The organism is Pseudoalteromonas sp. Ld20 (assembly GCF_045064175.1).
In the GTDB taxonomy this organism is placed as follows: Bacteria; Pseudomonadota; Gammaproteobacteria; order Enterobacterales; family Alteromonadaceae; genus Pseudoalteromonas; species Pseudoalteromonas neustonica.
The window spans coordinates 269,634-281,915 of record NZ_JBISHB010000041.1 but is presented as its reverse complement, the minus strand read 5'-3'; the positions used below and the strand labels follow the sequence as shown (position 1 = coordinate 281,915).

Genomic DNA, 12,282 nt, shown 5'->3' with positions numbered 1-12,282 from the left:
TGGGGGCTTAGCCCCCATTTGTGTATCCATTATTTAAATAACTTATTTATATTTCTCAATGAGTTATAATTTTAGAGTAAAGTATAATGAGAGAATTTTCTCGTACTGATCGTGTTGCTCAGCAAATTCAAAAAGAAATTGCTGTTATATTGCAACGTGAAATAAAAGATCCACGCTTAGGCATGGTGACAGTGTCTGCTGTAGAAGTATCACGCGACTTGTCTTACGCTAAAGTATTCATTACTGTTTTTAATATAGAAGATGAAAATGCAGCGAAGCAAAGTGCTAACGTATTAAACGAAGCAACAGGATACATCCGCTCATTATTGGGTAAACGTATTCGCGCCCGTATTATGCCGGAGCTGAAGTTTGTAGTTGATAACTCACTGATGGAAGGCATGCGCATTTCTAACTTAGTGGATTCAATCATTCGTGAAGACAATGCTAAGCATGTAGATGACGAAGCTGATAGCGTTGATGACGTTAATCAAGTAGATGACGAAACAGATAGCGAAGAAGGCACAAATACAGATGGCAAAGCGCAGTAAAGGCCGTCCTGTTGACGGTATTTTGTTGTTAAACAAACCACACGGTATTTCATCAAATAAAGCATTACAGCAAGCTAAGGGTGCTTATTTTGCACAAAAAGCGGGGCACACAGGTGCTCTTGACCCGCTTGCAACGGGTATGCTGCCGATCTGCTTTGGTGAGGCTACCAAGTTCACGCAGTTTTTACTTGATACTGACAAAACCTATGTTGTGCGCGCCAAATTAGGCGAGCGTACTACAACGTCTGATTCTGATGGTGAAATTGTCAGTACCAAAGATGTCAATGTGACGCGTGAGCAACTGATAAAAGAAATTGCCGCATTTGTTGGCGAGTCTGATCAATACCCGTCAATGTACTCAGCACTTAAGTATCAAGGGCGACCTTTATATAAGTATGCGCGCGAAGGGATTGAAGTACCTCGTAAATGCAGAAAAATAAATGTGTTTAGCTTAACGTTCGATGAATTTGATGAACAGCGCAATGAAATTCAAATGACGGCCCACGTCTCAAAAGGGACGTATATTCGTACCATCGTAGACGATCTAGGTGAAAATTTAGGCTGTGGCGCACATGTTATTATGCTACACAGAACCGCTGTTGGTCAGTACCCGGCAGATAAAATGGTCTCCTTGGATGAAGTTGAAGCGCTACTTGCAAAAGCGAAAAGTGAAGAAATTGTTCTTTCAACTTATTTAGATGCGTTGCTATTACCAATTGATACTGCGTTAGTTGATTTACCGGTTGTTGAAATAACGAAAGCGCAAGGCTCTGTGTTTAGTCACGGGCAGGCGGTCGAATTACCAATAGCGTTACCTGATGGTTCAATTAAGGTATTGGCTGATGGTGTTTTCATCGGTACAGGCGAAGCGAATGCTAATGGTCACTTAAAAGTGAAGCGTGGACTTGCCAGTCAGCAAGATGATTACGTAAAACCTGAATAGCTAAAGTTGTTATTTAAAGCTGGCTATTAGCCATAGATGGGGATAATTAACTTGTAGTTATCCCCATACTTGGTAGAATACGCCCGCTTAATCGTTTTGGCTGAATTAGTGATCGGCTAAGACACCTTTTAAATTTTATTTTTGGAGTTATTATGTCACTAAGTAATCAAGAAAAGATCGATATCATTGCAAAATTCGCACGCGCTGAAGGCGACACTGGTTCACCTGAAGTACAAGTTGCACTTTTAACTTTTGATATCAACAAGCTTCAAGGTCACTTTGCTGATCACAAGCATGACTTCCACTCACGTCGTGGTCTGCTTCGTAAAGTAAGCACTCGCCGTAAACTGCTTGATTACCTTAAAGGTAAAGACATTGCACGTTATACTGCGTTAATCCAAGAACTTGGCCTACGTCGCTAAGAACTAGATTACATAGAAAGGAGCTTTTTAGCTCCTTTTTTTGTGCCTAAAATTTGTCAAATATTTTGCTGCTTTTATCCTAAAACGCTTGAAAAGTAAGTTGAAATCCCCATCATAACTTCTGGACTATACGTGTAAGTAAAGTGACATCAAGAGTCTGTATTATCTAGTCGCTAGACTCGCATTTTTATGTGGCTTTGGTATATACTACGCGCGTAGATAAAAAGGTTTGTCTACGCTTATTCGCATCATTGCCAATTGTAGTACTTAATTGATTTCCAACTGAATACAATTATGTACTGTAATTGGTACTTTGATGACAACTTATTAGAACACATTTAAGGAACATTTTAAGTGCAAGCAATTATTAAAGAATTCCAACTAGGTCAGCACACAGTGACCATCGAAACAGGTGCTATCGCACGTCAAGCTGACGGCGCAGTACTAGCAAGCATTGGTGATACATCAGTTTTAGTAACTGTTGTTGGTAAGCGTGAAGCGCAACCTGGCCAAGACTTTTTCCCGCTAACAGTTAACTACCAAGAGCGTATGTACGCTGCTGGTCGTATCCCTGGTGGTTTCTTAAAGCGTGAAGGTCGTCCTAACGACGGTGAAACACTTATTGCACGTCTTATTGACCGTCCAATTCGTCCACTTTTCCCAAGCGGTTTCGTAAACGAAGTACAAGTTATTGCTACTGTTGTTTCTGTTAACCCTGAAATCCAACCTGATATGGTTGCGATGATTGGTACTTCAGCGGCGTTAGCTATTTCAGGTATCCCATTCAGTGGTCCAATTGGTGCTGCTCGCGTTGGTTATATCAACGGTGAATATGTACTTAACCCTACATTAAAAGAGCTTGAAGAAAGCCAACTTGATTTAGTGGTAGCAGGTACTGATAAAGCGGTACTTATGGTTGAGTCAGAAGCTAACGTACTTGCAGAAGACGTAATGCTTGGTGCTGTTGTATATGGTCATGAGCAATCTCAAGCGATCATTACTGCAATTGAAGAGTTTAAAGCACAAGCAGGTAAGCCTACATGGGATTGGACTGCACCTGCGAAAAACGTAGCGCTTGAAGATAAAGTAGCCGCTATTGCAGCTGAGAAAGTAGGCGAAGCTTACCGCATCACTGATAAAGTTGCTCGTAAAGAAGCACTTGGCGTAGCTAAAGATGAAGTTGTTGCAGTATTAACAGCTGAACTTGCTGAAGGCGAGTCTCTAGACAAGCAAGAAGTTGGTAAAGTATTCGGTTCATTAGAGAAGAAAATCGTTCGTGGCCGTATCGCTTCTGGCGAGAAACGTATTGATGGTCGTGAACCAGATATGATCCGTGCACTAGACGTAATGACTGGCGTATTGCCACGTACTCACGGCTCTGCAATCTTTACGCGCGGTGAAACTCAAGCACTTGTTACAGCTACACTTGGTACAGAGCGTGATTCACAGTTAATCGACGATTTAACTGGCACGCACAAAAACCACTTTATGCTTAACTATAACTTCCCTCCGTTCTGCGTAGGTGAAACTGGTTTTGTTGGTTCTCCTAAGCGTCGCGAAATCGGCCATGGTAACCTAGCTAAGCGTGGTATTGCAGCTGTAATGCCAACATTGACTGAGTTCCCTTACTCAATCCGTGTTGTATCTGAGATCACTGAATCAAATGGTTCATCTTCAATGGCCTCTGTATGTGGTACTTCACTTGCACTTATGAATGCAGGTGTACCAATCAAAGCATCTGTTGCGGGTATCGCGATGGGCCTAGTTAAAGAAGATGAGAAGTTCGTTGTTCTTTCTGACATCTTAGGTGATGAAGATCACTTAGGTGACATGGACTTTAAAGTGGCGGGTACTGCTGCAGGTATCACTGCACTACAGATGGATATCAAAATTGAAGGTATCACACAAGAAATCATGCAAATTGCGCTTAAACAAGCAAAAGCTGCACGTTTACACATTCTAGGTGTGATGGACGAAGCAATCTCTGCACCGTCTGAAGAACTTTCAATGTTTGCTCCACGTATCTACACAATGAAGATACCACAGAAGAAAATTGCTGAAGTTATCGGTAAAGGCGGCGCAACTATTCGTCAACTTACTGAAGAAACAGGTACTACGATTGAAATCGGTGATGATGGCACAATCAAAATTGCAGCAACTGACGGCGAAAGCGCAGCAAATGCAATTAGCCGCATTGAGCAATTAACAGCTGAGCTTGAAGTAGGTACTATCTACGAAGGTAAAGTTGTACGTATCGTTGATTTCGGTGCGTTCGTAAACATTCTTCCTGGTAAAGATGGTCTAGTACATATTTCTCAAATTAGTACTGAGCGCGTAAATAACGTTGCTGATCACCTTTCTGAGGGTCAAGAAGTTAAAGTTAAAGTACTAGAAGTAGATCGCCAAGGTCGCGTACGTCTAAGTATCAAAGAAGCAATGGAATCAGCAGCACCTGCAGCTGACGCACCTACTGACGCTTAATTGTTGATATTTAATCCAGATATTCTCTGGATAGCATAAAAAAGGGGCTGTATAGCCTCTTTTTTTATGCTTTAATGAAACCTCTTTGGATAGCACTTGTCTTATCTGTTTGCTACTTATCTAGGTATTAAGGATTTTAATGATACTTAAACACATCGCTTTAGCATCGTTTGCTGTTTTGTCTTTAAGCGCTTGTCAGTCAACGTCTCAAGCTGAACCAACGCCAATTGTAAACGTCCCTTTTACAGCTCCTTTAGCGTCTGATTTTCGTAGTGAAATAGCGATAGCGCGTTACTCAGAGCTATTAAATCGTACTGATTTAGAGCCAGAACAACAAGCTAAGTTATATTACGACCGTGGAGTATTATTCGATAGCTTAGGGATGCCGACGCTGGCACGTATTGATTTTAATCGCGCTGTACAATTAAAGCCCAACTTGGCTGAGGTGTATAACTTTTTAGGTATTCACCACACCTTGATGCAGCAATATGAAAAAGCTTACGAACTTTTTGATTCTGCACTAGAGCTCAATGAACAGCATGAATATGCATATTTGAATCGTGGTATTGCGCTCTATTATGGAAACAGACCTGTATTAGCATCGGCTGATCTGTCTGAGTTTTTAGCCCGTGCACCAAGTGACCCATATCGTGTTTTATGGCTTTACCTTGCGCAAGCTGATGATGAACCAATAAAAGCTCTTGCAAATCTAAAAGCAAATGCACAAGGACTAGACGATAGCCAGTGGGCATATGGGCTAATTTCATTGTATTTAGGTGATATGAGCGAACATTCTTTTTTGGCAACCATCAGCGAAGGTGTAAAGTCAGAGCAAGAATATGCTCAACGTTTATGTGAGGCTTATTTTTATCTTGCAAAAATGTATCAAGCAGAAGGGCTTAATTATCAAGCAGCAGACTTTTTTAGGTTAACGCTTGCAACTAATGTCCATGAATTTGTTGAATATAAATATGCACGTTTAGAGCTTGAGTTAATGGCTGGTGATAACGCTAGTTAAATGGCTAATCAGCGTTGTTGTTATACTGAGCTTAGGAGGGTTACCTAGCTCGGTGAATCAGCATCACGCTCTTGCTTTTTGGCATGTAAAACATACCCCGACTTCGATTTTTATAAACTATTACCGCTTTGCTGATGATTTTAAATCCCTGTTGAGTTCTTTGCCCGATCCTACATTATATTTATTAGCTTTGAGCGGTGAAGCTGATGCACAGTTTGTTTGGGCATTACGCTTATTAAAAAATGGTAAGGGGCAATCTGCCTTACCTTTTTGGCGAGCGAGCGCTGCCCAACAAAATGCTGATAAACGCCGTAAACTCAGTGCGTTATTGCTGAAATTAGAGCGTTGGGACGATTTAACCGCATTATCACAGCTGCAGTTGTTGCCTGAAAGCGATGCAGCAGAGCAATTAAAATTACAATATAGTGCGGCGCCAGCGAGTATTGATCAACGCTTTGCAAGCCATGAGGGTTTTTTATTATCTTTTGCACAGCAACAAGCACAATCGCATTGTGAGTTTAATGTGCTGATGATGACAGATCATCGCCAAGGCTTAGCACAACTCAATATATTTAAAACCCTCTATCAAATAGAACCTCAACCAAGAGCAGGAAGCTTTTGTTTTAGTAAACCCATTTACTTAGGGGACTCAATAAACTGTCAACAACATCCAGAGCATGCAGCACGATGCGATTGGCGGCCGCTTGTTAATAATAAAGTATGGCCAACTGGATTTGACTTTATTGTGATGATGACACGCAGTGGTTTAGGTAACGTCAGTGGTGGAATCATGCACCTAAATTCAGCGAGTCACTACGGATTATTTTTACATGAGCTCATGCATTTCAGTGGTTTTGAAGATGAGTACGTTTTACCAGCAACTAAGCAAGCATGGTTATGCCAGCAAAAAGGCTTTGTAGCACCAAACTTATTTATTGCAAATGGAGTGGCGCCGCCTATTGGTTGGCAACAAAGTGATAGTTGTCAGACAGCAATAAAAGCGTATAAACCCAGTGAAAATTGGTCAATAATGCAATATCAACAGATCCCACTCTCGCAACAATATCAGCAATTATGGTTAAAGCAAATAGCAAACCCAGCAGAGCAACCGATACGTTTTGGTGATTATTTCACGCAGCTTGAAGAGAAAATTTCTTTTTAGATAAAATGATAAATAAAACGAATAGGCATAAAAGTTGTAAATAATATAAAATCGACGTTAAATTTGTTCAAAATAACGGCGGGTAGGTGCCCTCACTATAGACAAAATGATCCCTGATCAGTATAACTATACCCACTATAATTGTTTTAATAAGCAAAAATAAATAACCATTCACAATGACCAGTACACAACTAAAATTAACTAGCGACGTATTGATATTCTTATGACTTTAAAAGGTTTCTCACTATGACTTTGCTCTGGATACCCTTGCTATCCTTAATTGGCAGTGTTATTTCTTCATGCACCGGCAAATTGACTCGTAACCAATCTACGAGCCTTACTATGATGGCGCCACTGTGCGCTTTAGCAATTGCGATTTATCATACGCCCGCCGTTTTGGCTGGTGAGACAATTCGCTTTACCGCGCAGTGGATCCCCGCTCTTGGCATGGAAATAGCCTTTCGTTTAGATGGTTTAAGCTTACTGTTCATTTTTATGATTCTAGGTATTGGCTTACTCGTTATTTTTTATACCCGTTATTACTTAAGTAGTAATGATTCAATGCCTAAGCTATACAGCTATTTAATGCTGTTTATGACGGCAATGCTGGGTATTGTTATGTCAAATAACGTCATCCAGCTCTGGTTATTTTGGGAATTGACCAGTATCAGCTCATTTTTATTAATTAGTTACTGGTGGCATAAATCTGAAGCGCGAAAAGGTGCTCGTATGGCACTGGCCGTTACAGGTGCAGGTGGCTTAGCGTTACTTGGTGGCTTGTTATTGCTAGGTGATATAGTTGGTAGCTATAATTTAGATGTTATTTTAGCTAGCAAAGCGTTGATCCAATCGCATGATTTATATGAGCTTGCATTAGTACTTGTATTGTTGGGCGCCTTCACTAAATCTGCACAGTTTCCGTTTCATTTTTGGCTGCCACATGCAATGGCTGCGCCGACGCCAGTTAGTGCATATTTACATTCGGCAACAATGGTTAAGGCCGGTATCTTTTTATTAGCACGATTTTACCCTGCACTGGCGGGCACTGATACCTGGTTTATCTTGGTCGCCATGACTGGCTTAGCAACGTTATTAGTCGGTGCTTATATCGCTTTATTTAAGCATGACTTAAAAGGGCTATTGGCGTACTCAACGATTAGTCACTTAGGTTTAATAACACTGTTACTTGGTTTGGATACTGAGCTTGCCACTGTCGCGGCGATATTTCATATCATTAACCATGCGACCTTTAAAGCGTCATTATTTATGGCCACGGGTATTATCGATCACGAAACTGGCACGCGTGATATGCGCAGGCTCAACGGAATGTGGCGTTTTATGCCTTATACCGCCACTCTTGCGATGGTTGCAGCCGCTGCAATGGCAGGAGTACCGTTATTAAATGGTTTCTTGTCAAAAGAAATGTTTTTTGCAGAAACGCTACACCAACAGATATTAGGCTCAATGTCGTGGCTTATCCCAGTGTTAGCAACGCTAGCGGCTGCTTTCTCTGTGGCTTATTCTGCACGCTTTATTCACGATGTGTTTTTTAATGGTGACCCAATTAATTTACCTAAAACACCGCACGAACCACCGCGTTATATGCGTGTACCAATCGAAATTCTGGTTGTGTTGTGTTTATTGGTCGGTATGTTTCCACACTTTGTGGTTGACGGTATTTTATCAGCGGCGTCATTAGCGGTGCTTGGAGAGGCTACACCAGAGTTTAAATTATCAATTTGGCATGGCTTTAATTTACCATTACTTATGAGCGCGATGGCTGTAGTGGGTGGCGTGTTTATTTATATTCAGCGTAAACATTTGTTTAAATTCCAGGCGTCATTGCCGCCATTAAATGCCAAGAAAACTTTTGAACGTTTTGTTTATAACATTATTAAATGGAGTCGAGATAAAGTACGCAGTGTAGAGAATGGCTCATTACAACGCTATATTGTTGTAATGTTAGGCGTGGTGTTATTGTGCGCGGGTTGGCCATTATTCGAAATGGAAGCACTGGCAGGCACAGCGCCGCGTACTCCGATCGATTTTCATAATGCAATTGGCGCTGGGCTGTTGATTATAGGTGCAATTAGCACCGTAATTTGGCATCGCTCACGCGTGGTATCTTTATTAATGTTGTCAATTGTTGGGTTGATGGTGTCAGTGGCGTTTACACGTTTCTCAGCACCTGATTTAGCACTAACACAGCTAACAGTCGAAGTAGTTACGGTGATTCTGCTGATGCTAGCATTGTTCTTTTTACCACAGCGTACACCAAAAGAATCAAGCTCATTACGTGTAATACGTGATTTAAGTATTGCTTCTGCAATGGGAGTTGTTGTAGCGAGTATTTGTTATGCGTTATTAACAAGGCCGCTTGAGTCAATATCAGACTTTTTTATTGCTAATGCTAAAACTGGCGGTGGTGGTACAAACGTAGTGAACGTAATTCTTGTCGATTTTAGGGGGTTTGATACGCTCGGTGAAATCACGGTATTAGGTATTGCTGCATTAGGTATTTATAAAGTACTTACTAACTTACCTTTATTTATGCCAGCAAGTGATAGCGAAGGTCGCCCATGGGCACGTGAGCGCCATCCACTATTATTAGCAAGTATTTCACAAAGCTTATTACCATTAGCGCTATTAGTGTCAGCATATATCTTTTTACGTGGTCATAACTTACCTGGTGGTGGATTTATCGCAGGCTTGGTAACCGCTATTGCATTTATTTTGCAATATATGGCTCACGGCTCTATTTGGATCACTGAACGCTTTGATGTTAATTACCGTAAAATTATCGCCTCAGGTATTGCTATCGCAATGTTTACTGGATTGGGTAGTTGGGCATTTGATAGGCCTTTTCTAACAACATGGTTTGATTATTTTGACTTCCCATTTGTGGGCAAAACAGAATTGGCAAGTGCCATTATATTTGATTTAGGTGTGTATTTGACGGTTGTGGGCGCGACATTAATGATTCTCGCCAGTTTAGGTAAATTAACAGCCGATACTCCAAAAAATGAGGTAAATATTTAATGGAATTGTTATACGCATCATGCGTTGGTGTATTAGTCGCTTGTGGGGTCTATTTGATCCTACGAGCACGGACTTTTCCGGTTGTATTAGGGCTTACAATGCTTTCATATGCAGTGAACTTGTTTTTATTCTCGTCAGGGCGTTTAACTATTAATAAAGCAGTAGTATTAGGTACCGGTGCTGATTATGCAGATCCGCTGCCACAAGCACTGGTATTAACAGCAATAGTAATAGGTTTTGCAATGACCGCATTTGTTGTGATACTTGCAATTCGTGGCCGTGCAGATTTAGGCAATGATCATGTTGATGGTCACTTAGGAAAAATTGAACATAAGGAGCACAAATGATTCAGCACATTGCTTCTTGGCCCATTTTATTACCTATGTTGGCTGGGGTTATTTTACTGCTACCACCGTGTGGAAAAAGTATTCCAATTCGTCGTGTAGCTTCTGTATTTATGGCTTTTCTAAGTACGTTAGTGAGTGCGTTCTTATTATGGGAAGTGTTGCATTCAGGCATCATTGTTTATGCCATTGGTGATTGGCAAGCGCCATTTGGTATTGTACTTGTTGCTGATTTAGTCTCTGTGTTATTAGTGTGTCTTACTTCACTCTTAGGCTTGGTTGTTACTTTATATAGCTGTGTAGGTGATGACGAGAAAGGAGGCTTTTTTCACCCATTAGTACATTTCCTTGTACTGGGTGTAAATGGCGCTTTCTTAACAGGTGACTTATTTAATCTATTTGTATTTTTTGAAGTACTATTAATTGCCTCATATTCATTATTGATGCATGACGGTGATAAACATAAGACCCGTTCAGCCATTCAGTACGTTAGCTTAAATCTAATTGGCTCTAGTGTTTTTTTGATTGCACTTGGTATTTTATACGGTGTACTGGGAACATTAAATATTGCCGATATGGCGCAAAAAATGTCTCAGTTGCAAGGTGATGATGTCTACCTAGCCAAGATAGGTGGCTTATTACTACTTGTTGTTTTTGCACTCAAAGGCGCGTTATTGCCATTGCATTTATGGTTACCTAATACTTACGCTAGTGCAATGCCCGTAGTGGCTGCGCTATTTGCGATAATGACGAAAGTAGGCGTGTATACAATGTTACGCGTATATACGGTTATTTTTGGCGATGAAGCAGGGCAACTTGCCCACATGGCACAACCTTGGTTGTGGGGATTAGCTGTGGCAACAATTATTGCGGGTGCAATCGGTGTTATTGCAGCTCAAGATTTGCGTAAACTCACCGCTAACTTGGTGATCGTATCGGTTGGTACGTTGGTGGCTTTAGTGGCAATTCAAAATATTAATGCTACTGCTGCATTATTGTATTACCTAGTACATTCAACGTTAGTGTGTGCGGCATTATTTTTAATCGCTGATTTAATTTCTCATCAACGCGGAAAAGTCGCAGATCGTTTTGCAGCAGGGCGAGCGGTAGGACAACCTCTATTGCTAGGTGCTTGTTTTATTATTGCCGCTTTGAGTGTGATCGGCATGCCGCCACTATCAGGGTTTGTAGGTAAAGTGTGGATTTTAAAAACAGCATTAGATAGTGAAAAAGCACTGTTGTTTTGGCCTGTTTACTTAATTGCCAGTTTTGCGCTGTTGGTGGCATTATCACGTGCTGGGACTAGCCTGTTTTGGGAACGTAAACACCAAGATAGTGAGTTAACTGAAGGCGTAAAAGCCCAGCCACTACAAATTATTGCGGTAATCGGTTTATTAATATGTTCGCCTTTATTAGTTATATTTGGTGGTCCAGTGAGTGAATATATGATCGCTGCTGCTACGCAGCTACATGATATTACCGGTGGTATTAACACTGTACTTGGGGGAGGTTCATAATGCGTTTAGAATCACGTTTTAGTTGGTTGCCAACGCCTTTTCGTAGTGGTCTATTGTTTGTGGTATGGCTGTTACTTAATAATAGTGTATCTGCTGGGCACTTAGTATTGGCTACGGTTTTTGCTATTTTAATTCCATTGGCGACATTTCCATTTCGTGTCCCACAGCCACTGATCATTAAGCCAGGGTTAGCCCTAAAGCAGCTAATTATTGTGTTATATGACATTATTACTGCTAATCTACAGGTGGCATTACTGATACTAGGGCCGACTAAAAAATTACGTCCTGCGTTTGTTAAAGTTCCTTTAGATTTAAGCCACTCAATGCCTATTACTATTTTGGCAAGCACTGTATCGCTAACCCCGGGAACAGTAAGTGCGGAAGTGTATCCAATTCCAGAATCACTGCCAAAAGGTGAGAAGCCAAAGCAACGTTATTTACTAATACATGTATTAGATTTGAATGACGAACAAGAGCTTATCAATACAATTAAAAAACGTTATGAAGCGCCACTGAAGGAGATATTTCAATGTTAGAAACGGTGTTCTTAATCGTCTTTGCAATGATTGGCCTATCGCTATTACTCAATTTATGGCGTTTGGTTGTTGGTCCGTCAGTACCAGATAGAATTTTAGCGCTTGATACTATGTATATAAATACCATAGCACTGATCATTTTATATGGTATGAGCATGGGTACTGGGCTTTACTTTGAAGCAGCGCTATTGATAGCAATGCTCGGCTTTGTAAGCACCGTAGCGGTATGTAAATATTTGTTACGTGGCGACATCATCGAATAAGGAAAACGT

11 protein-coding genes are annotated in these 12,282 nt (G+C 40.9%); all 11 read left to right on the top strand.

The annotated features are described in order from the left end of the window. The first annotated feature begins 86 nt into the window (after window positions 1-86). The 11 genes from rbfA to ACJJVX_RS16855 all read left to right on the top strand — a co-directional run bounded on the left by rbfA (window position 87) and on the right by ACJJVX_RS16855 (window position 12,273). Window positions 87-548, top strand: coding sequence for a 30S ribosome-binding factor RbfA (rbfA, locus tag ACJJVX_RS16905; RefSeq protein ID WP_054206022.1), 462 nt, complete (start codon window positions 87-89; stop codon window positions 546-548). Then, window positions 532-1,491, top strand: a complete 960-nt coding sequence (gene truB, locus ACJJVX_RS16900) for a tRNA pseudouridine(55) synthase TruB (protein WP_054206021.1) — start codon at window positions 532-534, stop codon at window positions 1,489-1,491. Before rbfA ends, truB begins: the two co-directional genes overlap by 17 nt. Window positions 1,492-1,643: 152 nt before the next feature. Then, a complete protein-coding gene (gene rpsO / locus ACJJVX_RS16895) occupies window positions 1,644-1,913 on the top strand; it encodes a 30S ribosomal protein S15 (RefSeq protein ID WP_016707659.1) in 270 nt (89 codons plus the stop codon). A gap of 354 nt (window positions 1,914-2,267) precedes the next feature. After that, window positions 2,268-4,394, top strand: a complete 2,127-nt coding sequence (gene pnp, locus ACJJVX_RS16890; RefSeq protein ID WP_054206020.1) for a polyribonucleotide nucleotidyltransferase — start codon at window positions 2,268-2,270, stop codon at window positions 4,392-4,394. A gap of 139 nt (window positions 4,395-4,533) precedes the next feature. After that, window positions 4,534-5,412, top strand: coding sequence for a lipoprotein NlpI (gene nlpI / locus ACJJVX_RS16885; RefSeq protein WP_054206019.1), 879 nt, complete (start codon window positions 4,534-4,536; stop codon window positions 5,410-5,412). A gap of 52 nt (window positions 5,413-5,464) precedes the next feature. Further along, window positions 5,465-6,574: a hypothetical protein gene (locus ACJJVX_RS16880; RefSeq protein WP_405632536.1), complete on the top strand. Its 1,110-nt coding sequence runs from the start codon at window positions 5,465-5,467 to the stop codon at window positions 6,572-6,574. A gap of 246 nt (window positions 6,575-6,820) precedes the next feature. Next, window positions 6,821-9,613, top strand: coding sequence for a monovalent cation/H+ antiporter subunit A (locus tag ACJJVX_RS16875; protein ID WP_054206017.1), 2,793 nt, complete (start codon window positions 6,821-6,823; stop codon window positions 9,611-9,613). Continuing rightward, a complete protein-coding gene (locus tag ACJJVX_RS16870) occupies window positions 9,613-9,960 on the top strand; it encodes a Na+/H+ antiporter subunit C (RefSeq protein WP_054206016.1) in 348 nt (115 codons plus the stop codon). The genes ACJJVX_RS16875 and ACJJVX_RS16870 overlap by 1 nt, the downstream gene beginning before the upstream one ends. Beyond that, a complete protein-coding gene (locus tag ACJJVX_RS16865) occupies window positions 9,957-11,474 on the top strand; it encodes a monovalent cation/H+ antiporter subunit D (protein ID WP_054206015.1) in 1,518 nt (505 codons plus the stop codon). Before ACJJVX_RS16870 ends, ACJJVX_RS16865 begins: the two co-directional genes overlap by 4 nt. Further along, complete coding sequence (locus tag ACJJVX_RS16860) at window positions 11,474-12,010, top strand: Na+/H+ antiporter subunit E (protein ID WP_054206014.1); 537 nt, start codon at window positions 11,474-11,476, stop codon at window positions 12,008-12,010. Before ACJJVX_RS16865 ends, ACJJVX_RS16860 begins: the two co-directional genes overlap by 1 nt. Further along, a complete protein-coding gene (locus ACJJVX_RS16855) occupies window positions 12,004-12,273 on the top strand; it encodes a K+/H+ antiporter subunit F (RefSeq protein WP_016707651.1) in 270 nt (89 codons plus the stop codon). Before ACJJVX_RS16860 ends, ACJJVX_RS16855 begins: the two co-directional genes overlap by 7 nt. Window positions 12,274-12,282: the final 9 nt, after the last annotated feature.

Coding starts and splice junctions, on each gene's coding strand:
- truB (WP_054206021.1), top strand. CDS start 532: ATGGCAAAGCGCAGTAAAGGCCGTCCTGTTGACGGTATTTTGTTGTTA.
- ACJJVX_RS16860 (WP_054206014.1), top strand. CDS start 11,474: ATGCGTTTAGAATCACGTTTTAGTTGGTTGCCAACGCCTTTTCGTAGT.
- rpsO (WP_016707659.1), top strand. CDS start 1,644: ATGTCACTAAGTAATCAAGAAAAGATCGATATCATTGCAAAATTCGCA.
- ACJJVX_RS16855 (WP_016707651.1), top strand. CDS start 12,004: ATGTTAGAAACGGTGTTCTTAATCGTCTTTGCAATGATTGGCCTATCG.
- ACJJVX_RS16875 (WP_054206017.1), top strand. CDS start 6,821: ATGACTTTGCTCTGGATACCCTTGCTATCCTTAATTGGCAGTGTTATT.
- ACJJVX_RS16865 (WP_054206015.1), top strand. CDS start 9,957: ATGATTCAGCACATTGCTTCTTGGCCCATTTTATTACCTATGTTGGCT.
- rbfA (WP_054206022.1), top strand. CDS start 87: ATGAGAGAATTTTCTCGTACTGATCGTGTTGCTCAGCAAATTCAAAAA.
- nlpI (WP_054206019.1), top strand. CDS start 4,534: ATGATACTTAAACACATCGCTTTAGCATCGTTTGCTGTTTTGTCTTTA.
- ACJJVX_RS16870 (WP_054206016.1), top strand. CDS start 9,613: ATGGAATTGTTATACGCATCATGCGTTGGTGTATTAGTCGCTTGTGGG.